This window comes from Marinobacter sp. 1-3A (assembly GCF_016597775.1).
GTDB classification, from domain to species: domain Bacteria; phylum Pseudomonadota; class Gammaproteobacteria; order Pseudomonadales; family Oleiphilaceae; genus Marinobacter; species Marinobacter xiaoshiensis.
The window spans coordinates 204,485-231,091 of the sequence record NZ_VCGZ01000004.1; the positions used below are offsets into that span (position 1 = coordinate 204,485).

At 55.1% G+C, this 26,607-nt stretch carries 24 protein-coding genes; 11 read left to right on the forward strand and 13 right to left on the reverse strand.

All coding sequences use genetic code 11. The annotated features are described in order from the left end of the window. The first annotated feature begins 21 nt into the window (after positions 1-21). Complete coding sequence (locus tag FE848_RS08155; RefSeq protein WP_200202299.1) at positions 22-1,317, forward strand: FAD-dependent monooxygenase; 1,296 nt, start codon at positions 22-24, stop codon at positions 1,315-1,317. A gap of 42 nt (positions 1,318-1,359) precedes the next feature. Further along, positions 1,360-1,725: a histidine triad nucleotide-binding protein gene (locus FE848_RS08160; RefSeq protein WP_200202300.1), complete on the forward strand. Its 366-nt coding sequence runs from the start codon at positions 1,360-1,362 to the stop codon at positions 1,723-1,725. Positions 1,726-1,752: 27 nt separating this feature from the next. Here the strand turns inward: FE848_RS08160 and phoU are convergent, their stop codons facing one another. Genes phoU through FE848_RS08185 form a run of 5 tightly spaced genes read right to left on the reverse strand, consistent with a single transcriptional unit; the run spans position 1,753 to position 7,077 of the window. Further along, on the reverse strand, positions 1,753-2,475 hold the full coding sequence (phoU, locus tag FE848_RS08165) for a phosphate signaling complex protein PhoU (RefSeq protein WP_200202301.1): 723 nt from the start codon (positions 2,473-2,475) through the stop codon (positions 1,753-1,755). A gap of 32 nt (positions 2,476-2,507) precedes the next feature. Then, complete coding sequence (gene pstB, locus FE848_RS08170; RefSeq protein WP_200202302.1) at positions 2,508-3,335, reverse strand: phosphate ABC transporter ATP-binding protein PstB; 828 nt, start codon at positions 3,333-3,335, stop codon at positions 2,508-2,510. Between the two features lie 13 nt (positions 3,336-3,348). Continuing rightward, positions 3,349-4,647 (reverse strand): phosphate ABC transporter permease PstA, encoded by a 1,299-nt coding sequence (pstA, locus tag FE848_RS08175; protein WP_200202303.1) that lies wholly within the window; start codon positions 4,645-4,647, stop codon positions 3,349-3,351. Beyond that, a complete protein-coding gene (gene pstC / locus FE848_RS08180) occupies positions 4,640-6,028 on the reverse strand; it encodes a phosphate ABC transporter permease subunit PstC (RefSeq protein WP_200202304.1) in 1,389 nt (462 codons plus the stop codon). The genes pstA and pstC overlap by 8 nt, the downstream gene beginning before the upstream one ends. After that, entirely contained in the window at positions 6,028-7,077 is a 1,050-nt protein-coding gene (locus tag FE848_RS08185) for a substrate-binding domain-containing protein (protein ID WP_413785008.1), read from the reverse strand. The genes pstC and FE848_RS08185 overlap by 1 nt, the downstream gene beginning before the upstream one ends. Positions 7,078-7,270: 193 nt before the next feature. Here FE848_RS08185 and FE848_RS08190 point away from each other — a divergent pair, with 193 nt between their 5' ends. Then, positions 7,271-7,675: an acyl-CoA thioesterase gene (locus FE848_RS08190; RefSeq protein ID WP_200202305.1), complete on the forward strand. Its 405-nt coding sequence runs from the start codon at positions 7,271-7,273 to the stop codon at positions 7,673-7,675. Positions 7,676-7,683: 8 nt separating this feature from the next. On the opposite strand, the gene FE848_RS08195 is transcribed toward FE848_RS08190, so the two are convergent. Both FE848_RS08195 and FE848_RS08200 read right to left on the reverse strand, forming a co-directional pair. Beyond that, positions 7,684-8,787 (reverse strand): DUF3524 domain-containing protein, encoded by a 1,104-nt coding sequence (locus FE848_RS08195; protein ID WP_320159510.1) that lies wholly within the window; start codon positions 8,785-8,787, stop codon positions 7,684-7,686. Then, complete coding sequence (locus FE848_RS08200; RefSeq protein WP_200202306.1) at positions 8,784-9,455, reverse strand: SDR family oxidoreductase; 672 nt, start codon at positions 9,453-9,455, stop codon at positions 8,784-8,786. The genes FE848_RS08195 and FE848_RS08200 overlap by 4 nt, the downstream gene beginning before the upstream one ends. Before the next feature lie 153 nt (positions 9,456-9,608). On the opposite strand from FE848_RS08200, the gene FE848_RS08205 reads away from it, so the two are divergent. Beyond that, positions 9,609-10,235 (forward strand): hypothetical protein, encoded by a 627-nt coding sequence (locus FE848_RS08205; protein ID WP_200202307.1) that lies wholly within the window; start codon positions 9,609-9,611, stop codon positions 10,233-10,235. A 12-nt stretch (positions 10,236-10,247) separates the two neighbouring features. Here FE848_RS08205 and arsJ read toward each other — a convergent pair whose 3' ends face one another. Genes arsJ through FE848_RS08220 form a run of 3 tightly spaced genes read right to left on the reverse strand, consistent with a single transcriptional unit; the run spans position 10,248 to position 12,882 of the window. Then, a complete protein-coding gene (arsJ, locus tag FE848_RS08210) occupies positions 10,248-11,441 on the reverse strand; it encodes an organoarsenical effux MFS transporter ArsJ (protein ID WP_200202308.1) in 1,194 nt (397 codons plus the stop codon). A 1-nt stretch (position 11,442) separates the two neighbouring features. Continuing rightward, the gene (locus FE848_RS08215; protein ID WP_200202309.1) at positions 11,443-12,447 is read right to left on the reverse strand and encodes an ArsJ-associated glyceraldehyde-3-phosphate dehydrogenase; all 1,005 of its coding nucleotides are present in this window, start codon (positions 12,445-12,447) and stop codon (positions 11,443-11,445) included. A gap of 45 nt (positions 12,448-12,492) precedes the next feature. After that, positions 12,493-12,882, reverse strand: coding sequence for an ArsR/SmtB family transcription factor (locus FE848_RS08220; RefSeq protein WP_200202310.1), 390 nt, complete (start codon positions 12,880-12,882; stop codon positions 12,493-12,495). Between the two features lie 120 nt (positions 12,883-13,002). Here FE848_RS08220 and arsB point away from each other — a divergent pair, with 120 nt between their 5' ends. Beyond that, the gene (gene arsB, locus FE848_RS08225; RefSeq protein WP_200202311.1) at positions 13,003-14,067 is read left to right on the forward strand and encodes an ACR3 family arsenite efflux transporter; all 1,065 of its coding nucleotides are present in this window, start codon (positions 13,003-13,005) and stop codon (positions 14,065-14,067) included. 154 nt (positions 14,068-14,221) lie between these two features. Continuing rightward, a complete protein-coding gene (locus tag FE848_RS08230; protein ID WP_200202312.1) occupies positions 14,222-15,019 on the forward strand; it encodes an undecaprenyl-diphosphate phosphatase in 798 nt (265 codons plus the stop codon). A 235-nt stretch (positions 15,020-15,254) separates the two neighbouring features. On the opposite strand, the gene uvrD is transcribed toward FE848_RS08230, so the two are convergent. Beyond that, positions 15,255-17,420, reverse strand: a complete 2,166-nt coding sequence (gene uvrD, locus FE848_RS08235; protein ID WP_200202313.1) for a DNA helicase II — start codon at positions 17,418-17,420, stop codon at positions 15,255-15,257. Positions 17,421-17,660: 240 nt separating this feature from the next. Here uvrD and FE848_RS08240 point away from each other — a divergent pair, with 240 nt between their 5' ends. From FE848_RS08240 to FE848_RS08250, 3 genes are read left to right on the forward strand one after another with little or no spacing between them, the layout of a single operon-like run. Continuing rightward, positions 17,661-19,274 carry a methyl-accepting chemotaxis protein gene (locus FE848_RS08240; protein ID WP_200202314.1) on the forward strand — a complete coding sequence of 538 codons (1,614 nt, stop codon included), beginning with the start codon at positions 17,661-17,663 and terminating at the stop codon, positions 19,272-19,274. A 33-nt stretch (positions 19,275-19,307) separates the two neighbouring features. Next, entirely contained in the window at positions 19,308-20,465 is a 1,158-nt protein-coding gene (locus FE848_RS08245) for a hypothetical protein (RefSeq protein WP_200202315.1), read from the forward strand. A gap of 11 nt (positions 20,466-20,476) precedes the next feature. Continuing rightward, positions 20,477-20,890, forward strand: coding sequence for a phosphate ABC transporter substrate-binding protein (locus tag FE848_RS08250; protein WP_200202316.1), 414 nt, complete (start codon positions 20,477-20,479; stop codon positions 20,888-20,890). Between the two features lie 68 nt (positions 20,891-20,958). Here the strand turns inward: FE848_RS08250 and FE848_RS08255 are convergent, their stop codons facing one another. Beyond that, complete coding sequence (locus tag FE848_RS08255) at positions 20,959-22,413, reverse strand: NAD-dependent succinate-semialdehyde dehydrogenase (RefSeq protein ID WP_200202317.1); 1,455 nt, start codon at positions 22,411-22,413, stop codon at positions 20,959-20,961. A 224-nt stretch (positions 22,414-22,637) separates the two neighbouring features. Here FE848_RS08255 and FE848_RS08260 point away from each other — a divergent pair, with 224 nt between their 5' ends. Then, entirely contained in the window at positions 22,638-23,651 is a 1,014-nt protein-coding gene (locus FE848_RS08260) for a histone deacetylase family protein (RefSeq protein ID WP_200202318.1), read from the forward strand. A 4-nt stretch (positions 23,652-23,655) separates the two neighbouring features. Here FE848_RS08260 and thiI read toward each other — a convergent pair whose 3' ends face one another. Next, positions 23,656-25,110: a tRNA uracil 4-sulfurtransferase ThiI gene (gene thiI, locus FE848_RS08265; protein WP_200202319.1), complete on the reverse strand. Its 1,455-nt coding sequence runs from the start codon at positions 25,108-25,110 to the stop codon at positions 23,656-23,658. Positions 25,111-25,220: 110 nt separating this feature from the next. On the opposite strand from thiI, the gene ppnN reads away from it, so the two are divergent. Continuing rightward, positions 25,221-26,603, forward strand: coding sequence for a nucleotide 5'-monophosphate nucleosidase PpnN (gene ppnN, locus FE848_RS08270; protein WP_227714723.1), 1,383 nt, complete (start codon positions 25,221-25,223; stop codon positions 26,601-26,603). Positions 26,604-26,607 lie beyond the last annotated feature (4 nt).

A 26,607-nucleotide genomic window follows, 5' to 3' on the forward strand; every position in this document is an offset into this window, starting at 1 on the left:
GGCATCAGACAGGAACCCGATATGACTCAAGCTTTTGATATTGTAATTGTCGGCGCCGGCATGGTCGGCGCCGCACTTGCCACCGGTCTCGGGCGGGAAGGCTTCAGTGTCGCGATGGTTGACCGCGCCCCCGCCCCCGGTTTCGATCCCGATTCGGCCCCCGATATCCGTGTGTCAGCTCTCAGCGCAGGCAGTGAGCGTTATCTGCAAAGCCTTGGCGCCTGGGATCATATCCTGGGTATGCGCGCCACGCCTTATCGCCGTCTCGCGGTGTGGGACGAAACCCGCCACCCCCTGAGTAACTTGCTACCGCGCACGTCCAATCAGGTGGAGTTCGACGCCGCCGGGCTGAATGCCTCTCACCTTGGCCATATTGTTGAAAACTCAGTCACCCAGCAGAGCCTTTGGCAGGCTGCAGAAGCCGAACCCTCTGTCACCATACTCGCCGGCAATGGCGTTACTGGTATTACCCAAACGGGCGAATTGGCCATAGTTGCGCTTGAGAGCGGTGCGCAGCTGAGTGCCACACTGGTTATTGGTGCAGATGGTGCACAATCCCGGGTGCGGGATATGGCAGGCATTGGCGTTACACGGAATCAGTATGGCCAGCAGGCTATGATCATTTCCGTTCGCTATCAGGGGCCGGTGCAAGACATTACCTGGCAAGGGTTCTATCCCTCAGGGCCCAGAGCCTTCCTGCCGCTTTACGCCGCCGGCTCTGACCACCCGGGTGAAAGCCGTGCATCACTGGTGTGGTACGACTCACCAGAGGAAATCGCCCGCTTGAAAAGCCTGAACAATGCATCACTGATGGCAGAAATACAGCAGGCTTTCCCGGCAGAGCTTCCGCAGCTTACCCATATTGAGGACCGCGCCAGCTTTCCCATCGCCCGCCAGCACGCGAAGCACTACTCGGCGGGGCGCATTGTGCTTGTCGGGGATGCTGCCCATACCATCAACCCCTTGGCGGGACAGGGTGTGAATCTTGGATTTCAGGATGCCCAGTGCCTGCAATCTATTCTGAAAGAAGCACGTAGGGCTGGCAGGGATCTGGCCGACGCCTCGGTATTGGTAAGCTATGAGACGCAACGGCGACCGGCCAACCGGCGCATGATGTTTGCCATGGATGCGTTTTATCACCTGTTCAGCAACCAGATTCCGCCGCTGCACCTGCTCAGGAACATCGGCCTGGGCACCGCCCGCGCGCTGCCCTTTGCCCGTAACCGGGTGGCACGCTATGCCATGGGAATCGACGATGAGCTGCCAGCGGTTATCCGCCAGTTAGCTGCCCGGCTACCGGGCCTGAACCAGCTTTAAGTACCTGAACAATCGAGTCACAACAAATAAAAGGAAACCAGGATGTCCGAAACCCTTTTTACCAAGATCATCAACCGCGAAATCCCGGCGGATATCGTTTACGAAGACGATATCAGCCTGGCATTCCGTGATATCAACCCGCAAGCGCCAGTGCACCTGCTGATTATCCCGAAAAAGCTGATCGCGACCATTAACGACATCGAAGAGATGGATCGCGAGCTGGTTGGCCACCTGTACTGGGTAGCCGCCAAGCTCGCAAAGGAGATGGGCTTTGCCGAAGACGGTTATCGCACCGTGATGAACTGCGGCGAAAACTCTGGCCAGACGGTATTCCATATTCACCTGCACTTGCTGGCAGGAAAACCTCTGGGCTGGCCACCTTATACCGACAAAATGAAGCAGGCCTAAGCAGCCCTGGCTTGGCTAGAGTGGGGCTTAACGCCCCACTACCCGCTCCGCCTCTTCCATGGGTGTATGGCGCACGTCTTCGCCTTTGACCATGAAAATCACGTTCTCGGCAATGTTGCAGGCGTGATCCCCCACCCGCTCCAGCGACCGCAGAACCCACATCACTGACATGCACCGTGAGATGTTACGGGGGTCTTCCATCATAAAGGTCAGCAGGGTGCGGGCCGCAGCCTGATATTCCTCATCCACCCGTTTGTCTTCCTTCATTACTCGCAGTGCCTGCTCGGAATCCAGGCGCGCAAACGCATCCAGTGAATCGTGAAGCATGGTCATCACATGGGCGCTGATATTGCGCACCTCCACATAGCCCTGGGGCGACTGACCTTCATCCAGGAGCTTGATGGCAAACTTGGCGATTTTCTTGGCTTCATCGCCCACCCGCTCCAGATCTGCAACCATTCGGATCACAGAAATAACCAGTCTCAGATCACGAGCTGTCGGCTGGCGGCGGGCAATGATCAGCATCGCCTCTTCATCAATATCCATCTCCATCCGATCCACCAGCTTGTCTTTGGAGCGGATCTCTTCCGCCAGCTGGCCATCGCCCTCAATGAGCGCCTTAACGGCGCTGTCTATCTGGGTTTCCACCAAACCACCCATTTTCAGGAATCGGGTTTGCAGAGCCAGCAACTCATCATTGAATCGATTGGAGATATGATCTCCGTATACGTCATCTTTTTTCGTAGGCATTGTGACTCTCCCCCTGTTCTTGAAACCCTGAATCAGCCAAACCGGCCAGTGATGTAGGATTCCGTCAATTCATGTTCCGGCATGGTGAATACCTTGCTGGTGTCATTTACTTCCACAAGATGGCCCAAATGGAAGTAGGCGGTGCGATTGGAAACCCGCGCAGCCTGCTGCATGGAGTGGGTCACGATCACTATGGTGTAGCTTTCGGACAACTCGGCAATCAGTTCTTCAATGCGCGCGGTTGCAATCGGGTCCAGCGCCGAACAAGGTTCATCCATCAACACCACTTCCGGGCTGACCGCTATGGCTCTGGCAATACACAGGCGCTGCTGCTGTCCGCCGGACATGCCGGTTGCCATGGCATCAAGGCGGTCTTTAACCTCATTCCACAAGCCAGCCTTACGCAGGCTGTTTTCCACTATGTCGTCCAAGTCAGACTTGCGATTGGCCAGGCCATGAATGCGGGGCCCGTAGGCGACGTTATCGTAAATAGACTTGGGGAAGGGGTTGGGCTTCTGGAATACCATACCCACCCGGGCACGCAACTCCACCACATCCCGTTTGGGGTCGTAGATGTCCTGGCCGTCCAAGAGCAAAGAGCCCTTGATCTGGCAACTCTCGATACTGTCGTTCATCCGGTTCAGGCAGCGCAAGAAGGTGGACTTACCGCAGCCGGAAGGCCCGATAAACGCAATAACTTCGTTGCGGGCGATATCCAGGCTGATGTTTTTAATGGCCGGCGATTCGCCATAGAAGACTTCCACATTCCGCAGATGAAATTTGGGGTCGTCGGAGAAGGGAATGCCAACGGTTTTGCCTTCTTCAATCGTGGTTTCTGCAGGGCTCATACTAATACTCATAAGTGTTGTCTCTTTACCAACGGCGCTCAAGGCGTTTACGCAGCCAGATGGCGAACGCGTTCATGGTGATCAGGAAGGCGAGCAGTACCATAATGCCGGCGGAGGCCAGCTCCACGAATCCCTGCTCTGCACTGCCGGCCCAGATGAAGATCTGTACGGGCAACACGGTGGCGGAACTGAAGAAGCCATCCGGTATCTCGACAATAAACGCCACCATGCCAATCAACAGCAGAGGCGCTGTCTCTCCCAGGGCTTGCGCCATACCAATGATGGAGCCGGTCAGCATGCCAGGCATGGCCAGCGGCAGAACGTGGTGCAACACCACCTGCATTTTTGACGCGCCTATGCCTTCGGCTGCCTCCCGAATCGACGGGGGCACACTCTTTATGGCTGCACGGCTCGAAATGATGATGGTGGGCAGAGTCATCAGCGCCAACACAAGGCCACCCACCACGGGCACCGAGCGAGGCATACCGAACAGGCCGATAAACACCGCCAGCCCCAGCAACCCGAAGATGATGGAGGGCACGGCTGCCAGGTTGTTGATGTTGACCTCAATAAAGTCCGTCAGGCGGTTGCTGGGGGCAAACTCTTCCAGATAAATCGCCGCGGCTACGCCCACCGGGAAGGCAATGACCAGGGTAATGCCCATGGTGAGCAAGGAGCCAACCAGCGCGCCCAGAATACCGGCGTTAGACGGCTCCCGAGAGTCACCACTGGTGAAAAACACATCGTTAAACCCGGTATCGATCACGCCCTTACTCAGCAGTTCATCCGTCCAGCGCTGTTGCTGCTCTGTGAGGCGTATGGAGTAGCCAGGGTCGCCGGCATGCTTTACATAAACGGACACCGTATCGTGGGCCGGGAACTCAATGGTGCGGGTAGTGCCCAGCCAATCCGGATTCTCCTTCAGCAAGTCGCGAACCTGGTTGCTGGCATAACTGCCTGTCATGCGGCTGAGCTCCCGCATATCCGCCCGGCTGGAAGCCTCCGGGAAATACGCCTGCATGGCCCTGATGATGGGCGCCTGAAAGTCCGCTATGGCGATCTGTTCCGGATCTGAGGCATCGTTCAGGTACATCAGTTCGCCATCCAGATGCACCTCAAGGGTCACGGTGGTTTTGATGAAGCCTGTGTATCCCTTGCTGATAATGTCGGTAAACAGAATCACCAGCGAGAAGAGCGCAATGGAGATGGCCGTGATGCCATAAAGGCGGAACCGGCGCTCCTTGCGATAGCGGCGCTTGAGCGAACGGCGAATCAGCTCCGCCTGCGAGCCTTCACGCTCCGCGTGTGAACCTGGCTTAGTCATATTGTTCCCTGTATTTACGCACGACTTTCAGTGCGATCACGTTCAGCAGAAGCGTTACGATGAAGAGCATCATGCCCAGTGCGAAGGCAGCCAGCGTCTTGGCGCTATCGAACTCCTGGTCACCGGTCAGCAGGGTGACAATCTGAACTGTCACCGTAGTCACTGAATCCAGAGGGTTGGCCGTCAGATTTGCAGCCAGGCCAGCGGCCATCACTACAATCATGGTTTCACCAATGGCACGGGATGCAGCCAGCAAAATGCCGCCCATAATGCCTGGCAGCGCCGCCGGAAAAATCACGTTTTTCATTGTTTCAGACTGAGTGGCACCCAATGCCAGGGAGCCATCGCGAAGGCTGCGTGGCACTGCGTTGATCACGTCATCAGATAGCGAAGACACGAAGGGAATGATCATAATGCCCATCACCAAGCCCGCTGCCAGAGCACTCTGGGAGGAAGCTTCAAGGCCAACCATCAGAGCCAGATCACGGATGAAAGGCGCTACCGTGAGCGCCGCAAAGAAGCCATAAACGACTGTGGGCACCCCCGCCAGCATTTCCAGCAATGGCTTAACCACCGAGCGCATCCGTGGGCTGGCGTATTCTGAAAGATAAACCGCAGACAACAGGCCCACCGGCACGGCGATCAGCATGGCAATGGCGGAAATCATCAGGGTGCCAGTGAAGAGCGGAATAACGCCGAAGGCACCCTCTGAACCTACCTGATCCGCCCGCAACGCAGTTTGCGGGCTCCAGTTGGTGCCAAACAGAAACTCGCTCATCGGCACCTTGCCAAAGAAGCGGACGGTTTCAAAAATAACGGAAAAAACAATGCCGATGGTGGTCAGTATCGCCACAGCGGCACACACAAAGAACAGGCGCTGAAGCGTAAGCTCCACGCTCTTGCGAGCGTTTATAGTCGGGGCCACTCGTGTCCAGGCGAAGGTGCCGCCAAGAACCGCAATCAAAACAACCAAAAGACTTTTGAAGCGACTGCTTTGCTCTTGCAACTCCTGCAACAATACGGCCGCATTGGAAATGCCATCGGGCACCATGGCGGGGTTCAGCTTACCTGCTGCCAGGTTACTGATCTGGGAAAGTGTCAGGCTGGCGTGCCCTGCCGATTGCGGCGTCAACTCTGCCGGCAGGGAAGCCATCACAACGTTCTGAATAACCTTGCCTTCAAAAGCGGCCCAGGCACCCAGGATGATCAGGGCTGGAATCGCACACCAAAGCGCAGCCCTGGCGGCATAGTATGCCGGCAGGGCCTTGAGGTTACGGATGCCCCCCAGGGGTGCTGCCACAGCCCGGGAACGCATATAAGCGAACCCGTAAGCTACTGCGGCAAGCACCAGAACCAGGGGCAATAAATCAGCCGTCTGCATTAAAGCTCATCACCTGTCATTGGTTTGAGTTCCCGAACTGCTTTCGCGGTTTCCATGCGCACGTTGCGGGGGTTAGGGATCAGCCCCACATCCACCAGGTAACCGTTATCGCCCCACGCGCCTTCAGTGGTAAATTCCTGTGCATACTCGGCAATGCCTGGAACCACACCTGCGTGTGCATTCTTGATATAGAAGAACAGAGAGCGGGCAACCGGGTATTTCTCATCGGCAATGGTGTCTGGTGTTGGCGCCACTCCGTTGATGGTTGTCGCCTGAATTTCACCGCTGTTTTCCATCAGGAAACTGTAGCCGAAGATACCCAGGGTGTCTTTGTCCTGCACCAGGCGCTGCACGATCAGGTTATCGTTTTCGCCAGCCTCTACAAATGCGCCATCTTCGCGCATATTGTGGCAAACACCGCGCATTTCTTTCTTTTCCATGGCCTTGATGAAGCCGTAGGTCTTACAGCCACCTTCCATCGCAATTTCTACGAAGGCGTCACGGGTGCCGGACGTAGGAGGCGGCCCCATCACACGAATGGCCTTAGCTGGCAGGCCGGAATCGATATCGCTCCACTTCTCATAAGGATTGGCAACCAGCTTGTCACCGCCTTTTGGGTCGGGAACTTCTTTGGCCAGCGCCAGGAACACCTGCCGCAGGCTCAGATCCATCTGGTCAGCTTGTTTGGAGTTTGCGATTACAATGCCATCAGCGCCGATTTTTACTTCGGTAATGGCTTCCACACCATTGCGCTGGCACATGTCGAATTCGCTGGCTTTCATGCGGCGGGAGGCGTTGGTAATGTCCGGGTGCTGAGTGCCAATACCCGCACAGAACAGCTTGAAGCCGCCGCCAGAACCGGTTGATTCCAGCTTGGGTGTTGGGAAGCTGGTGTTGCGGCCAAAGCGCTCGGCCACAACCGTGGCAAAAGGATAAACCGTTGAAGAACCCACAACGTTTACGGTGTCACGGGCCAATGCCGGAGCGGAAAGCATGGATAACCCGCCAGTCAGTGCAACAATAGCAAAAGCTGTATTCGGTTTAATCACGTTAAATCTCCATCAGTCACTAAAATTGTGTACAGCACCGGTTTACTGATGGCTAAAGACTAGAGCTTCTGTATGACAGCTTTGTTACACCTGCTGAAATATTGTGCCGAAGCAATAAATAAGCTTGCAGCCGTGCTGCAGGTCGTTACCATGCTAAGAAAATAATTCCAGAACCTAATAAAAGGCAGGCTTCATGACGGCGTACGATGACGACAAACCCAGTCCCCGCGGCGACTTGACCCTTCAGATTGTTCCCCTACCACAAGATACCAACGCCAATGGCGACGTATTTGCTGGCTGGCTAGTCAAGCAGATGGATATTGCTGCAGCAACTATGGCTGGCCGCATATCTCTGGGCCGCAATGCCACTGTGGCAATGGATGGAATGGAGTTTCTCTCACCTCTGCGAGTGGGTTCGCAGGTGGGCTGCTACTGCGAACTGGTAGACATCGGCCGCAGCTCCATGAAAATCCATGTGGAAGTGTGGACACTTGATCGTGCAGCCAAACACCCGCGCAAGGTCACTGAAGGTCGGTTTGTATACGTTGCCATTGATGAACAAGGTCGGATCCGGGAAGTGCCCGAACAGCCAGCCTGAGTGCCAGCTCAATCCGGGCGGGCCCGGATGAGTTCACCAAACGGCAACCGGTACTGCTCTGCCAGTACCGATGCTTTCCAGGGGTCCGGCCGACACTGGCTGGGCGGTTTCTCCAGAATCCGTTGCAAACAGCTGATCGCAGCTTCAGCTTCCGCACCAGCGTCCTGCTCATGGCTTTCATAGCGACAGCTGTCGGGCACATATTCTCGATACGCCAGCCGGTCGGGCGCCAGAGGAACGCATCCGGACGCCATAGCTTCCAGCATCGACAGCCCCTGAAAATCATGAAGCGCGGTAGATAAAACAATATCTGCCTTGCGTAGCAGCCTGTCGTATTCAGCCCGACTTTCCAGAAAGCCCCAGTTCTCGAGGCGATGACTGAACCGGGTCGCTATCTGATCAAACGATTTCGGGTGATTACGAAAGCCTTCTCCGACCAGGCTTAGCCGATATGGCTGCTGCCGATTTTCAAGTCGCGCCAGAAAGCCCAGCAGCCTGTCTGGCGCTTTATCGTATTCCCAGCGGTGGTTCCAGAGGAGATGTGGACACGCTCTGTTCAAGGGTTCCGGATTGTCCACAAACAGATAATCTTCAATAGGCACCGGAAGCACTCTGGACTTTAGCCGAAGACGTTCAATCAGCCCTTCCGGCACGGCATCCGGCATCTTGCCCAAAAACTCTGATGCTCCTTTCAGAAAGCTGTCTCGATTCCAGGCACTATTAAATACCACGCTATCCGCAGCCACCGCGCCATACAAATTGACCATCTGGGGCTCCACCCGCCCCTGCTGCTGGTTACTGACAGGGAAAGCAAACTGGTTCTCGTGCATGTATAGCAAGCAAGGTGTGTTCGCCAGTTGTGGATGCAAGCCCCGCAAGGTTGCGAGATCCACCATGGACGTGGCAATAACCAGATCCCAGGGTTCCTGAAGACACAGCTCGTTCAGCCAGCTCAACGGGTTGCCGCGGATACGCCACTGAAAATACCGGGGAGCCAATATCAGTGTATGCCAGTGATATTCCGGCAACAGTGCAATGAGCTGTTCACGCCAGCGCTTGTGGCTGGCAGCGTCGTACGCCGACAGCAGCAGAATGCGTGGTTTGATACTCACCAGGGCAGCTCTTCACCATTGCTATGCCAGAAAGAGCCGGTATTCTCCAGGTTCAGCCTGGCAATCTGCTCCACCAGCCCGCGGGCAGACTCTTCCGGAGTGATCAGGCCGCCAAAGTTCACCATTCGGGTCTTCACAAAACCAGGGTGCAGCTGCGCGACAGCAATCCCCTTGGGTTTCAAATCCATCGCCAGAGATTTACCAAAGGCGTTTAACGCCGCCTTGGACGCTCGATAGCCGTAACGGCCACCAGAATCGTTATCGGCAATTGAACCCATGCGGCTGGTGATATTGGCGATCTTGCTGCCCTGCCCCATTAAAGGAATCAAGGCCTCAGCTACACGCAGGGGCGCGTAGGCGTTGATCTCCATTTGTGTACGGATAGAGTCAAAATCGATACTGCCCAACACCTCATCCTGTAACAGGCCAGCATTGTTGATCAGCAGGCTGATATGTTTGCCTGCTAACCCGGTTTTCAGTTTTGCGATCCCCTCAGCGGTGGTGACATCAACGCCTTCAATGACCTGCCTCGCCACTTTTGCCAACTCATCAGACGATTGCCGGCAAACACCCACTACTTCATAACCTTCAGAAGCATAATGGCGGGCAAGCTCCAGACCAATTCCACGATTGGCGCCGGTGATTACTACCAAGCTCGAAATGGACATATGAAAAAACTCCCTTCAGAACAGGTTCGATAGACTAGCAGGGCAACTTTCTTTCCGGGTCAGTCTAGCCTATTGGCAAGATTGCCCGAGTCTGTAATGCTTATACATTATCGCCCGACACAGTCCTTTCAAGAAATCAGAGATCCTCAGCCCATGAGCTTCAGGCAGCTATTTATACTCACGACAGCCCTTTCCCTGATTTCGAGCCCAGTAGCTGCCGATTTTGGCATCACGCCTTTCGCAGGCTACCGCATGGGCAGCTCTATCGATATTGAATCCGCCAGCGCCAGCACCAAGGATCAAATCAAATTCAAGGACTCTGTTAGCCAAGGGATTGTTCTAAACTTTGACCTGCCAGAAGCAGGCAAGCAGGGCGAACTGTATTTTGGCCGGCAGGATACCTCGGCCAAGCTCGATAGCGGTTTGTTTACCACGGGAGCACAGGCAACTGACGTTACGATTTATCAGCTGCAGTTCGGTGGGCTCTACTTTCCGGGCCGAAAAACCCACGGTGGCTTTGCCTCTGGGGTGTTGGGCGTAACGCGGCTTGAGCCAAAGGGTTCAGGTTTCGATACGGAGCATCGCCTTGCGCTCTCCCTCGGAGGTGGTTATCAATTCTTACTTAACGACAGCTTGCGCCTGCGACTGGACCTTCGTGGAATCTACACAGCCCTGGATTCCGGCGGTTCTGTGCTCTGCTCCGGCGGCTGCGAACTTACCTACCGCAGCAGCGGCTACCTTCAGATTGAAGCAGGTGCAGGGCTGGTTCTGCGTTTTTGATTTCACCTGCTGTCATGCTTCAGCCACATGCCTTTCCGGCAGCATCAACGACAGCAACGCTGCTGTTAATACCAGACCCGATGATATCCACAAGCATGCCTCCAGCCCGTAAACCTGATACACCCAGCCAGACAATATTGTACCCAGCAGTCGGCCTGCGGCATTGGACATGTAATAAAAACCCACATCCAGGGATACACCATCACCTCTGGCATAGCTGACAATCAAATAGCTATGCAGGGAGGAATTGATGGCAAACAAGATTCCGAACAGCAACAAACCACCGATAACCACGATCTGTGGTGACCAGCCGGCCATCAGACCAAGGGCAATAGCCGCAGGAACCAATGCCAGTGCTGCTGCCCAGAATGCGGCAGGTTGCTTGCCTTCGCTTGTGCCGGTAATCCGGGGCGCTATGGTCTGGATAAAGCCATAGCCGATGACCCAGGTGGCCATAAAGCCGCCGACCTTCCAGAAATCCCAACCAAAGACCGTATGCAGATAAACGGGCAAAGCCACAACAAACCACACATCCCGGGCACCAAACAGAAACATACGGGCTGCAGACAGCACGTTAATGGCAGGGCTTTTTGAAAGAATCTCCCGGAATTTGGGTTTTGCGGTGCTCTTGCCCAATTCCTGTTTAAGCAAAAACAGACTGGCCAGCCAAACCAACCCGAGAGCCGCAGCCATGGTAAGCACCGCGCCGGTGAAACCCACCGACATCAGCAGCACGCCACCCAGAAAAAACCCCACGCCTTTCAGCGTGTTCTTCGATCCCGTCAGTATGGCGACCCATTTATACAAAGTGCCCTGCTGTTCATCTGGCACCAACAATTTGATACCGCTTTTGGCAGACATTTTGTTCAGGTCTTTGGCAATACCAGACAAAGCTTGCGCCGCCATCACCCAGGGCACTGAGAGCATGGCCGCCGGGACAGCCAGCATGGCCAAGGCTGCTATTTGCAGGAACAGCCCGATGTTCATGGTGCGATTCAAACCCATACGAGCGCCCAGATAACCACCCACCAGATTGGTCACCACCCCGAATAACTCGTAGAAAACGAATAGCAGAGCGATTTCAAGGGGCGAGTATCCGAGCTGATGAAAGTGCAGCACCACCAGCATACGCAGGGCACCATCCGTCAGGGTGAAGGCCCAATAATTACCCGTGATCACCAGGTACTGACGAATGGCGGTATTCATATCAAGCCAGGCCCACCTTGCGCGCCAGTTCAACGGTGCGGTTGGCGTAACCCCACTCGTTGTCGTACCAGGCGTAGATCTTCACCTGAGTTCCGTTGACCACCAGTGTGGACAAGGCATCGACGATGGACGAGCGCGGATCTGTTTTGTAATCGATGGATACCAGCGGGCGTTCTTCGTAGCCCAGAATGTCCTTCAATTCACCCTCTGAGGCTTCTTTGAGCAGCCGGTTTACCGCATCGCGATCTGTGGGCGTTTCCACCTCAAACACACAATCCGTCAGAGACGCGTTGGTGAGGGGAACACGCACTGCGTGGCCATCCAAACGTCCTTTAAGGTCCGGGAATATTTCGATAATCGCCGTCGCTGAGCCGGTGCTGGTGGGGATCAGCGAACTGCCGCAAGCCCGCGCCCGCCGCAGGTCTTTGTGGGGCGCATCAATGATTGTCTGGGTATTGGTCAGGCTGTGGATGGTGGTAATGGAGCCGTGCTTGATACCCAGTTTCTCGTGAATCACTTTCACCACTGGCGCCAAACAATTGGTGGTGCACGACGCCGCGGTTACGATTCGATCCCTGGCCGGGTCAAAAATATCTTCATTCACACCCACAACAATATTCTTCGCGCCCGCTTCTTTCACCGGCGCGGTGACCACCACCCGTTTTACGCCTTGATCGAGGTAGCCCTGCAGCGCCGACACTGTCTTGTGCGCACCGCTGGCTTCGATCACCAGATCGCATCCAGACCAGCCGGTATCGGCAATGGCTTTATTACGAGTGACACGAATGCGCTGGCCATCAATCACCATGTCATCGCCATCAGCAGCTGCCTCACGGCTCCAGCGGCCATGGATGCTGTCGAAGTTCAGCAGATGAGCCAAAGTATGAGCGTCTGCGCCCGGGTCATTAATCGCCACAAATTCCAGTTCAGGCCACTCCCAGGCGGCCCTTAACGCCAAGCGACCAATACGGCCAAACCCGTTAATGCCTACTTTGATTTTACTCATGGTGTTCTCCTTGCGAATTTCGCAGGTGATATATCCAATGAATGTTCAGGGGCACTGCGGTGCCGGGCGCTCGGCCATTGCCTGCAACTTCGCCATAGGCGTTTCGATCAAGGCTTTATTATTTTGCGCCGTTTCATCAAGAATCCGAGCTACCCAGTCCGGCAACTGTGGGTTCACTGAATAGTAAACCCATTGCCCACGACGCTCTGTTTCTACCAGTCCGGCCTCTCGTAATGTGGCAAGGTGACGACTGACCTTCGGCTGGGACACAGCAAAGGCTTCTGTCAGTTCGCACACACACAATTCCTTCTGCCCCCGAATAAGCAGCAAAGCTGCCAGCCGTAACTCATCGCTCAAGGCCTTGAAAACGGAGACCGGGCTGAAGTCTTGGTGCTTCAACGCAGTTTCCTGCTGAGGAACAACGTCTCTAATCATGAAGCTGTCCAATCCTGATTAATTTGCATATTCGGTTTTCCATATATGCTTTTTTTGCGATACTAATTATCGAAGATGACAAAGTAAAGACACCCGGACAGCGAGATTACAAATTACACCATGAGCCAAATTACTGAAGCCGCAAGCACTCCCTCAGAGGGCATGGATCTATTCGGACGCTATCTTTCGGTCTGGGTTGCTCTGGCGATTGTTGCCGGCGTAGCCTTGGGCCAGTTTGCGCCCGGAATACCCGAAACCCTGTCCCGCTTCGAATACGCCCAGGTGTCTCTCCCTATCGCTATCCTGATCTGGGCGATGATCTTTCCAATGATGGCGCAAATCGATTTTGGTGCGATTGTTGGTGTACGAAAAGAGCCGAAAGGGCTGGCCATTACCACCATCGTGAACTGGCTGATCAAACCTTTCACTATGTTCGCCATTACCTGGTTCTTCCTGATGGTGGTGTTTGAGCCCTGGATTGCTCCGCAACTGGCCAGCGAATACCTGGCTGGCGCCATTTTACTGGGCGCGGCACCCTGTACGGCCATGGTGTTCGTGTGGAGCTACCTCACCAAAGGCGATGCGGCCTACACACTGGTGCAGGTATCCCTGAACGACATCATTATGCTGTTTGCCTTCGCGCCCATTGTGGTTTTATTGCTGGGCATCTCCGACATCCAGGTGCCCTGGGATACAGTGATTCTGTCGGTTGTGTTGTATATCGTGATCCCGCTGGCCGCCGGCTATCTCACCCGTCGCACATTAATCGCACGCCGAGGCGAGCAGTGGTACGACGAAGTGTTCATGAAGCGGTTGGGTCCCATTACGCCGGCAGCTTTGATTGTCACCCTGGTATTGCTTTTCGCCTTTCAAGGCGAAGTCATCCTGGAGAACCCACTGCACATTGCGCTGATTGCCGTGCCGCTAATCATCCAGACGGTGCTGATTTTTTTCATCGCCTACGGCTGGGCCAGACTGTGGAAGGTTCGCCACTGCATCGCCGCACCCGGCGCCATGATTGGCGCAAGCAATTTTTTTGAACTGGCCGTGGCTGCTGCCATTGCTCTGTTCGGCCTACAGTCCGGTGCGGCGCTCGCCACAGTAGTTGGTGTGCTGGTGGAAGTGCCTTTGATGCTGGTTCTGGTGCGGATCGCCAACAATACCCGAGATAAATTCCCGGCCTGACCGCCGCGCGTAGCCCCGGTGACTGGCCGGGTCTACCTTACAAAGCACAGTGCCGGGGCTCGCGACCTGTTCAGCCAACCACCACCCTGCTAATATCCCGCCCATCTTTCTTACCATTGAACCGCAAACCTCTGACCCGAACGGAACCAACAGAATGGATTTTCTCCAGGCTTTTTTCCTTGGCCTTATGCAGGGACTGACCGAATTCCTGCCGATTTCCAGCTCAGCCCACCTGATCCTTGTACCTGCATTTTTTGACTGGGTGGATCAGGGCGTCGCGTTCGACCTTGCGGTTCACGTGGGCACCCTATTGGCGGTAGTGATCTACTTCCGCACCGACGTATTCAGCATCGCCCGCGACGGCCTCATATCCATGAGCCAACGCCGCGTAGTCGGCCAGGGCGCACTGGCGCTGTATATGGTGATTGGCACAATCCCGGCTGGCCTCGCGGGCTTGGCGTTACTGGATATCATCGATAACGAACTGCGGGCGGTAGAAATCATCTTTGCCACCACCCTGTTCTTCGGCCTGCTGCTGGGTGTTGCAGACTGGATGCCCAAACGCCAACGTTCGATAGACTCTCTGAACTGGAAAGACGCTTTACTGGTAGGTATCGCACAGGCCATCGCCCTTGTACCCGGCACCTCTCGCTCTGGCATTACCATAACTGCCGGTTTGTTCCTGGGCATGAGCCGGGAAACAGCCTCCCGCTTTTCGTTCCTGCTGGCCATTCCCATTACCGCTCTGGCCTCTGCAGTTAAGCTTCTGGAAGTAGCGACTTCGGATATTGCCGTGGACTGGAGTGCATTTCTGGTAGGGGGCGTTACATCCTTCGTTATTGCCATTACCGCTATCCACTTCTTCCTGAAATGGCTGAACAAGGTGGGCATGTGGCCTTACGTTATCTACAGAGTCATTCTGGCTGGGGTTATTTACGCGGTATTGATGTAGTAGGAGGCTAGCACAGCGTCGATAGCGGAGGCCGGGTAAGGCTTTTCAAAACTGTGCGGAGCCATGGGTGAAGAGCGACAGCTCTTCACGGGTTGGCCAAGGACGGCCAACCCAGGATTCTCACTGCGACGCAGGAGCATAAAGCAGTGAGAAGCGGAGCCCAAGCGTCACATGGATGTGCCGCAAGGAGCGTGTTTTGAAAAGCCTTCCCCCTGCCTGCGCTCCCCGATAATAGTTAGCAGGCCTCCAACGGCGCATAAGCCAGCACCAACCACTTGGCACCTTCATCAAAATTCACCTGCACCCTTGTGTGGTGCCCGGTGCCTTCAGCATTCATCACCACACCTTCGCCAAATTTGGGGTGCCGAACCCGCTGCCCCAGGCTGAAACCGGTCTGTTGGGCAGAGTCCTGACTGAACAAGCCCTCATTAGGACGATCCAACATAGCTGGGCGGGTTACCGTGTTGCGTAACCGTACTTCCTGCAGGCAGTCACTGGGAATCTCCCGAACGAAGCGGGAAAGCGCGTTGAACTTCTCCTGACCATACAAACGACGGGATTCCGCATAGGTGATCACCAGCTTTTTCATGGCCCGGGTGATGCCCACATAGGCCAGCCGCCGCTCTTCCTCCATGCGCCCCGGCTCTTCCAGAGACATGCTGTGAGGGAACAAACCCTCTTCAACACCGGCAAGGAATACCAACGGGAATTCCAAGCCTTTTGCAGAGTGCAAAGTCATGAGCTGCACACTGTCTTCGTGATCTTCCGCCTGAGATTCGCCAGCATCCAGAGCTGCCTGAGCAATAAACTCCGAGAGCGGGTCCACACCCTCTTCCACATCAAAATCTGCAAGGGCGTTAACCAGCTCTTCCAGGTTCTCCACCCGGGCCTGAGCCTTCTCGCCTTTTTCACTGGCGTGGTAGTCCTTCAGGCCGCTGGCTTCGATAGTCTGCTTCATAAGCCCATGAAGCGACGCGCCTTCAGCCATCGCAGACAGCTCTTCTATAATATCGAGGAACGCCTGCAGCCCGGTTTTGGCCCGGCCTTTTACCTGCCCGGCCTCCAGCAATCGTTCGGCGGACTCCCACAGAGAAATACTCTGGCTGGTTGCGTACTCCCTCAGCTCGGCCAGACTTTTGGCGCCTATGCCGCGAGTGGGCAAGTTCACCACGCGCTCAAAAGCCGCATCATCACGGCGATAATGCACCAAGCGCAGATAAGCCAAGGCGTTGCGGATTTCCTGGCGATCATAAAAGCGCAGGCCGCCATATACGCGGTAAGGTATGCCCTGGCGCATCAGGGATTCTTCCAGCACCCGGGATTGGGCGTTGGAGCGGTACAAGATGGCGGATTCGCTACGCAGGTTGCCTTCATTGACCCAGCTGGAGATGCTATCGGCGATATAGTTGGCTTCGTCCTGCTCGTTGAATGCTGCGTACAGACTGATGGGCTCACCTTCCACGCCATCTGTCCAAAGCTCTTTACCGAGCCTGCCCTGGTTGTTGGCAATTACGGCGTTAGCGGCTTTCAGAATCAATTGAGTGGAACGGTAGTTCTGTTCCAGCCGCACCAGCCGGGAATTCGGGAAATCCCTCTGGTACTGCTGGATATTCTCTATTTTTGCGCCACGCCAGCCGTAAATGGACTGGTCGTCATCGCCCACCACAGTCAGTGGTACACGATTACCCGCAAGAACCTGCAGCCAGGCGTACTGAATTGTGTTGGTGTCCTGAAACTCGTCCACCAGAATATGCTGAAAGCGCTGTTGATAATGGGCCAGTATTTCCGGCCGGTGCAGCCAGAGTTCATGGGAGCGAAGCAATAGCTCGCCAAAATCCACAAGTCCACTCTGCTGGCACAGTTCTTCGTAGCGGCGGTATACCTTCACCATGGTGGAGGTGAAATGGTCTCCCGGATTTTCCTGAATGTGGTCGGCCCGCAAACCTTCGTCTTTCTGGCTGCTGATAAACCATTGAGCCTGCTTGGGTGGAAACTGACTTTCATCAATCTGGGCTTCCCGCATTACCCGTTTGACCATGCGCAGCTGATCATCGCTGTCCAGTACCTGGAAGTTCTCCGGCAGCCCGGCATCCTTCGAATGCGCCCTTAACAGCCGGTGAGCAATACCGTGGAAGGTGCCAAACCAAAGGCCCCGAGACGGAATATTCATCATCTCCTCGATGCGGCAACGCATCTCTTTGGCAGCTTTGTTGGTAAAGGTGACCGCCAGAATCCCCGTAGGCGGAACCCGATCCACCTGCATCAACCACGCAATCCTGTGCACCAGCACCCGGGTCTTGCCACTGCCGGCACCCGCCAGCACCAGCAAGTGGTCATTCTGTGCCGTAACTGCCTCACGCTGGGCATCATTCAGGGAATCTATAATGTGGGAGACATCCATGGGGAAATCACTGTAGTCCGGAGAATGGGGAATTCTGGCCGAAGATTATAACAAGTCGTGACCGAGCCTGCCCCGATCCCGATCGATGGCTTAACATTTTAGACTCGCCTTACTATAAAGTTACTGCAAAATCAGCCGACAACAGAACATAACAGCACGAAACACAATCACCATTTCGCCTACTAATAGCAACCTATATGCTGATTCCGCCACATTGGGTTGTTCCGTCAGGAAAAGACTATGCTGTCATCACTTAAAATCTCACAAAAGCTTGGCTTACTGGTCAGCATTGCCATCCTCGCATTTGTCATCAGTCAGGGCTTCGCGTTTATAACAGAACGCTCCAACTCTGAACGCCTGAGCGAGGTAAAAGATCGCCTTTATCCGACGCTGGAACTGACCACTATTAATGAAGGCCAGCTAAAGCTGATGGAGCAACAAATCAGTGGTGCGGTTACCACGGGGGACGACCAGCAGCTGGAAGCAACCCAGGCCTACCGAGACACCATTGCGACCAACCTGGAAAAAATTGCGGAATTGAGCCCCGCCCAAGCCAGCAATATTCAAAAGCTGAGCCGGGACCTCGACAACTACTACGACAACGCGTCCCGCCTTGCCACCTCCATTATCGACGGCACAGCGGACTTCACACGCATTGGCGACGACGCAGCCCGTAACGCAGCCCGTCTGGAGCAACTGCAGGCTGGCCTGAACGCCATGCTTGAAAACAATCGTGCACGGTTCCAGGGCGCCATTTCGGAAACCGCTGAAGCCTCAACAAATGCCCAAACTCTGGCGCTGATTATTCTTGTCACTACCGTTGTAGTGCTGATCGCAATAAGCCTGGTGATCGGTCGTTCCATCTCCACCAGCCTTACCCAGATTATCGACTCCCTGAAGAACATGGCCTCTGGCGAAGGCGACCTGACTCGTCGCCTGAACTATGAAGGCCGGGATGAACTCCGGGAACTGGTTAATCAATTCAACCTGTTCGTTGCCAAGCTGCATAAATCATTTGCCACTATCAGCGATGACGTGAATGGACTGAACACAGCAACAGGCCACCTGACCGATGCCAGCCGGGCCAACCTTGAGCGCATCAGCAGCCAGGCACAGGCAATTTCTTCTACCCGTAACTCTGTGGATGAACTGGTAAAAAGTGTTGAAGAAGTAGCAGGTTTTGCTTCCAGCGCCTCGGACCAGACCCAGGACGCAGCGCGCTTCGCCCAATCGGGCCAGGAAAAAGTACAGAAAAATGTGGCCACCATCCGCGAGTTGGTCAGCGACATTGAGAATACCGCTGGTCTGGTGAATCAGTTCGACGAGTTCTCTGCCCGGGTCGGGGGTTTGCTGGACACCATTCAAACCGTTGCAGAACAAACCAACCTGCTGGCTCTGAACGCCGCGATTGAGGCAGCGCGTGCCGGCGAACATGGCCGCGGCTTTGCAGTGGTTGCTGACGAGGTGCGTGGGCTTGCAGTACGTACCCACAAAGCAACGGAAGAAATTCAGGGTGTAATTTCAGAGCTCTCCAAGCTGTCGTCTTCAGCGGTTACCTCCATGAAAGCCAGTGTAAATAAAGCCCATGAGGGCGTGGAAGCGACCACTGAATCCGGTGAGATTTTGTCCCGCATTCTGCAAAACGTGCAGCAGATCAGTGAGCTGAATGAACAGATTGCTGCTGCCACCTACGAACAAAGCACGACATTTAACGAAGTAACCACTTACATGACGGACATGCACCGGAATGCCGAGGCAGTCATGGAAAGCACCGATGAGCTGGATAACGTCAGTCGCGATATTCAGAGCGTCAGCAACGGCCTGCAAACCGTTGCCAGCCAGTTCCGCGTGTAAATTAACCACAAAAGACGTACGGACCAATTCCTTATGAAGAAATTTCTACATTTCGCACCGCTGGCTCTGGCCATTGCTGCGGGCTCCGTTTCGGCCCAAAGCACAGAAGACACATTGGCGCGCATGCAACAGCAGCTGGACTCCATGCAACAGCAGGTGAATACCGCCAAGAATGACCGTGTTCGTTTCAACGGTTTCTTCAGCACCGGTGTGGCAAAATCCAGCAACGATGCGGGATTTGACGGTATAACCGAAAAGACCAGCGTGGCAGATCTGAGCCTGTTCGCTCTGCAAGGAACGTTTGACGTTTCTGACAAGAGCCAGGCAGTTTTCCAGCTGGTAGGGCGCGGCGCAGAGGACTGGGACCCCGTAGTTGAGTGGGCCTACCTGAGCTACCGCCCCATAAACAACCTGCAGCTCCGTGCAGGTAAAATGCGCCTGCCGCTGTTCATGTATTCCGACTCCCTGGAAGTGGGCTACTCCCAGCCTTGGGCTCGGCCACCACAAAGCGTTTACGGCCCAATTTCTATAAAAAGCTATGTAGGGGCAGATGCAACCTACACAATGAATCTGGACAACTCAGCCGTTACAGGCCAGCTCTTCACCGGATTCACCGATGAAGAAGGAACCACTGGGCCTTCAGAATTGAGGAACGTTTTCGGCACCACTCTCTCGTGGACTGACTATGTCTGGACTGCAAGAGCGATTGTCGGAACAGCTCAGGTCAACATTGATATTGACCTTAACCAGGATGGCGTACATGAGTATGCCCTTTCAGATGGTGAACGAGCCTTGTTCCTGGGCTTAGGCCTGGGCTATGACGATGGCATCTGGCAGGTTATCTCGGAAGTAACGCGGGCAAAAATCGACGGAGAATTTGCAGATACAGACTCTGCATACGTTTCCGTGGGTCGTCGGTTTGGCAGCGTAACCCCCTACGCGGTAATTGGCTGGATCGAAAGTACGGATAACGACGACCGCACCTTTCTCGGACCAGCTTTGAACACCCGGAGAGACGAATACAGTATTGGTGCACGCTGGGACATCACACCAGGTGTTGCAATCAAAGGGGACGTTACTCACGTAACCGGCTTTGAGAATGCTGCAGGAGGACTGGATGCTGCTTACGTTCTGCCAGCTGGCAAAAACAGCACCAACGTCTACACCCTGAAACTCGACTCGGCGTTTTAACGGAGGCCCCTATGAAAAAGCTAAGCCTGATGTTTGCGGCCAGCTTGCTGGTTAGCCCCCTTGCTCTGGCCGATGTTGTAGTGATCGGCCACAGTGCTGGCCCAGACAGCATCACCGAAAATCAAGTGCGCGATCTGTACCTTAATCGCAGTAATGAACTGCCCGACGGACAGAAAGCCACAACATTTGAAATGGCCAGTGGCGACGCGGTGCGCGCTCAGTTCCACGACAAGATCACCGGGCGCAACGATGCCCAGCTCAAGGCCTTCTGGTCCAAGCAGGTGTTTACCGGCCGTGGCCAACCGCCCGCCGAAGTAAACAATGCCGCAGCAATGAAAGCGCGGGTTTCATCGACGCCAGGCAGCATCGGCTACATTGATGAAGCCGATGTAGACAGTTCTGTTAAGGTTATATTTACACCTTAAACAGTTGCCGAAAACACAGAAGGCGAGCCATTGGCTCGCCTTCTGTGTTTAAAAGGACTGCCCAGAGATCAGAACCCCCTCGGTATCGTTTGCGCTTCGACAAACTCGAACAACCCCTCAAGCCCGCCTTCGCGGCCGATTCCAGATGCCTTCATGCCGCCGAATGGCGCCTCAGGCGTAGGCCCTGAACCTGTATTCCAACCCACGTGCCCAAACCGCAAACCTGCAGCTACCCGCTGGGCACGCTCCGCATCTGCCGTGAACACGTAGGAAGCCAGGCCGAATTCAGTATCGTTACCCGCCTCGATAACCTCTTCCTCGGTGCGGAAACTGGCCATAGGCACCAGGGGCCCGAAGGTTTCTTCCCGTGAACAGCACATATCCGGAGTGACGCCGGAAATAACCGTTGGCGGGAAAAACAGGTGGCCCTCACCCAGATCACCAGGCTGCTTGCCCGCAACCAGGGCAGCACCTTTGTTCAAGGCGTCTTCCAAGTGGCGTTTTACCTTGTCGAAGCCGGCTTTATTAATCAGTGGACCAATATCAACATCACCTGCGATGCCATCCCCAACAGTCATTTTGTTCACCCGCTCCGCAAGCTTCGTACCAAAGGCGTCCATCACCTTTTCGTGCACGAAGATCCGGTTTGCGCACACGCAGGTTTGCCCGCTGCCACGGAATTTGTTGGCAATCAGGTTGTCTGCGGCGGCGTCCAGATTCGCATCATCAAATACGATAAACGGCGCGTTGCCACCCAGCTCCAAAGCCAGTTTTTTAATCTGGTCAGCGGTATCCACAACCAGCTTACGGCCAACCTCTGTCGACCCGGTAAAGCTCAACATGGGCACATCCGGGCTTTCGCACAGAACCTTGCCAATCACGCTGGCCTTTCCCATCACCAGGTTCACCATGCCATCAGGCAGGCCCACATGCTTGTCCATCAACTCAAACAGCGCAATCATGGTCAATGGCGTTTCGCTTGCCGGCTTGATCACTGAGGGACAACCAGCAGCCAGGGCCGCCGACAGCTTCTTGGCAATCATACCAATGGGAAAATTCCAGGGCGTGATGAGAGCCGTTACCCCAACCGGGCGATAATGAACGGTCCAGGTACAGTCTCGTGGTTTTCCGGGGAGCTCGTGAGCGTCCAGCGCCTGAATATTCTTCGAGCAGTAATCGAAAAAGCCCGCGGCATAATCCACCTCACCCTGGGCTTCGTTCAAAGGCTTGCCGTGCTCCAGACACAGGACCCTGCCTACTTCTTCCTTGTTTGCCCTGAGCGCATCACGAATGTCTTCCAGCCATTTCCTGCGGGTTTCGATGGAGTAGGGGTGGGTCAGCTGCAGCGCAGACTTGCCTGCCTCGATCGCCGCCTTCACCTCACTTTCAGGCATGGAGGCAACCTGCGCAATCACCTTGCCCGTTGCCGGGTTGTAAACATCAAAGGTGTTGCCCTGTTCATTGTCAGTCCAGCGACCGCCGATGTAGCCAGTCATCTTTCCCAGCAGTGGTGACTCGATCATTTCGGCTCCTGTTCAGTCAGTAACGACACCCACAAAGGTGCACGGTTGTATGAATTGAATCCGTCCTTCATCTTGGATGCTGAATCACTACCTGTAAAGTCGATGGCCCGGCTTTTGACCAATCCCAATCTGTGCCTATACTCCCAAGTGCTCATACTCACAGTGTCTGCATTCACAGCAACTGGGTAATACCGCAGCAGCACCGGAAACCAGGAGGTCGGATAATGAAAGCATTTTTCCATCCAGCTCAAGACAAGCATTCCCCCCAATCCTACTTCACCCGGGGTCAGATGCGTCAGCCTCAGGAGGTGCCAGATCGCACCCACCAAATGCTGGAGGGTTTGAAAGCGGCAGGAATACCGGTATTGCAGCCTTCTGACCAGGGAGCCCGGCCGATTGCCAAGGTGCACGATCTGGGGTATCTGCGCTTTCTCGAGTCAGCTCACCGTCGCTGGAAGGAAATGGACGACTGGGGGGAGGAAGTGATGTCTAACATCTTCGTTCGCTCTCCCAACCACCTGACAGGCATTCTGGCAGAAGCAGCCCGATATCAGGCCGACGGCAGCAGCCCCATTGGGGAGCACACATGGGAAGCGGCCTACTGGTCTGCGCAAACCGCCCTGGCGGCCGCTGACGCGCTCATGGCGGGAGATCGCACTTCCTACGCCGTGTGCCGCCCACCAGGGCATCATGCCCGCAAGGATTCCGCCGGTGGTTTCTGCTATCTCAACAATGCCGCCATTGCCGCCGAGCACATGAAATCCCGGTTCCCTCGTCTGGTTATTCTGGATCCCGACATGCACCACGGCCAGGGCATTCAGGAAATCTTCTATGAGCGCAGCGATGTGCTCTACATATCCATTCACGGCGACCCGACCAACTTCTACCCGGTGGTGTCTGGCTTTGAGAATGAGCGTGGCGAAGGTGAGGGGTACGGTTACAACATCAACCTGCCCATGCCTCATGGTTCATCAGAGGACGACTTTTTCACGAAGGTGGAGGAGGCTATGGCGGCCATCAAGCTGTTCCAGCCGGATGCACTGATTCTGACGCTGGGCTTTGATATTTATAAAGACGACCCCCAAGCCAAGGTGTCAGTATCGTCGGAAGGGTTCTGCAAACTCGGCACACACATGCGCCAGCTTGGCCTTCCAACACTGGTCGTGCAGGAAGGCGGCTATGATCTGGACAGCCTGAGCGAGAACGTACAGCAGTTCTTCAAAGGCATGGGCAGCTAATTCGTTATGAAGCGGGCGCGTAAACCTTGATGTTGCCGTGCCCCTCTGCTTTCAGGTGCACTGCATGCATTCGGCTCATGGTGCCGCGATCGCAATACAGCAGGTACTGTCGGTTGGCGGGAAGCTCTGGCACCTTGCGGTTCAACTCGTAAAAAGGGATTTTAAGAATCTCGTTGCCAGTGAGCATCAAGGGCGACTGCTCTCCTTCCGACGGATGGCGCACGTCAATAACCACGTCGCTTACAGCGGGTGTTTTTACCAGCTCCACATCTTCTGGGGTGATAGTGGTATCCAGCAAGTCACTTACCAGCGTTTCTTCACGGGCTTCAATGGCCTGCACCAGAACCTGGGGATCCATCTCGGCCTCATCGGCTTCCACCCGGTACAAGCGGGCCCGGGTAGTCGGCTTCTGGGAGATCACACCACAATACTCAGGCATGTTGCGCGCATAGGCCTCCGTGCCAATTTCCCGCGCAAGCTTGATGATGGCTTCCTTGTCCATGGCGATCAAAGGGCGCAAAACCACTTCGTCGCTGGCCCGGTCAACAACGTTCAGGTTGGTCAATGTCTGGCTCGACACCTGGGCCACCGCATCACCCGTCACCAGGCCAGCGGCGTTATTGCTGCGCGCAAGCTCACTCGCGGCCTTCAACATTTGCCGTTTGAGCACCACGCCCCAATGCCGGTGACTAACCGACTTCATGATCTCTTCCACCACACCATCAAAAGGCACGGAGATAAACTTGGCGCCGTGGGATGCTCCGTAACGGCTCCACACGTAGTGAACCACTTGGCGTACACCCACTTCGTGAGCGACACCACCAAGATTGAAAAACAAAAAGTGGCTACGCATGCCCCGGCGCAGCATCAGATAGGCCGCTACCGACGAATCGTAACCGCCCGAGATCAGCGTCAATACATTCTCGACACTGCCCAGCGGGTAGCCCCCCAAGCCGCGATGTTTGCGATTGGCAATGTGGAACTGGTCGTCCCGCACCTCGATACGCACCTCTACTTCAGGTGAGCGCAAATCAACGCTGGCACCCGATGCGGACAGGTAGAGTTCGCTGCCCACAAAACGCTGGAGGTCCACTGAGCGGAAGTCATGCTTTCCGTGCCGCCGGGACCGAACAGCAAAGGTTTTCCCGTCGAGGCGGCCAGCGAACGCTGCCACGGCTTTTTCGGCAATATCCTCAAGGCTGACAAGCGGGAAAGCGGCGATTTCCTGAATAGTGGAAATACCGGGGATACGCATCAGTTCATCCACCACCGCGCCCGCCAGACCGCGGCCTTCGGGCACATCAACATCTACTCGGTCCCAGCTGCCTTCTACGACAATATCCTCGTCAAGCCGGGTCAGAATTCTACGGATGTTCTGGCGCAGCTGACGCATCTGGCGACGACGAACAGGCTTGCTCTTGATAGCAACCTCAGAGGCAGGACGAATAAGCAGTTTCATAAATGGGCGTTTTGTCGAATGGTGTATGATCAGGAGAGCGCATAGTGTAACGCTTCGGCGTTATGCCTCAAAATCGGGTATTACCGCAACACTCAGGAGCTTTTCCGTTCATGACTGCACCCACCATCAATGCCCTCGTATCCCCTGAGGGCAGCTTGGAAATACTGTCCAATCACGAGGTCAATCTACTTAAAGATAAAAGCGAGGGCGGCTTGTATCAGCTGTTCAGGCAATGCGCTCTGGCTGTGCTGAATACCGGTGCTGTGACCGATGACTGCCAGGACCTGATGCAGACCTACGCGGATTTTGATATACGCCTGATACCCCAGCCCCGAGGGTTAAAGCTGGAGCTGATTAACGCGCCGGCCCATGCATTTGTGGATGATGAAATGCTCCTGGCGATTCGGGAGCACCTGTTCTCGGTTCTGCGGGATATCGTGTACACCCACTCCACGCCCAAGTTTGCAGGAATTCTGAAAGGCAACGGGCCTGAAGACCTGACCAACATGGTTTTCCATATACTGCGCAATGCCCGGGCTCTGAAGACAGGTCGGCAGCCCGATCTGGTCGTATGCTGGGGCGGGCACTCCATCAGCCATGAGGAATACCAGTACAGCAAGGAAGTTGGCCACCAGCTTGGTTTGCGAGAGCTGAGTATATGCACCGGATGCGGCCCCGGGGCCATGAAAGGCCCGATGAAAGGCGCAACAATAGGCCACGCAAAGCAGCGGGTTAAAAACGGTCGCTACATAGGCATTACTGAGCCCGGCATCATTGGTGCAGAAGCGCCTAATCCCATCGTTAATGAACTGATTATCATGCCGGATATTGAAAAACGTCTGGAAGCCTTTGTGCGCTGCGGGCACGGCGTTATTGTCTTCCCCGGGGGCGTCGGCACCGCTGAGGAAATTCTTTACCTGCTGGGCATCCTTCTGCATCCGGACAATGCTGACCTGCCCTTCCCGGTGGTTTTCACTGGCAGAAAAGAAAATGCTGAGTACTTCGAGATGATCGACAAATTCATCCGCACAGCGCTTGGGGATGAAGCCGCCAAAAAGTACGAAATTATTATCGATGACCCCGTGTTGGTGGCCCAGACCATGAAAAAGGGACTCAAAGACGTTGAAACCTTCCGCCGTGCGATGCAGGATGCGTATTATTTTAACTGGATGCTGAAAATCGACCCTGTATTCCAGATGCCCTTCGAGCCGGATCACGAAAACATGCTGGCCCTGGAGCTACACCGCGATCAGCCGGTCCATCTGATCGCTGCGAATCTGAGGAAGGCATTCAGTGGCATAGTGGCTGGTAACGTAAAGGATGGGGGTATCCGAAAGGTGCAGGAGAAGGGACCTTTTGAGATCACTGGGGATCCGTCCCTGATCAAGCCTCTTGAAGCTATGCTCGAACAGTTTGTTGCCAATAACCGCATGAAGCTACCGGGATCTTCGGCTTATCGCCCAAGCTACCGAATCATTAGTACAGCAGCCTGAGCTG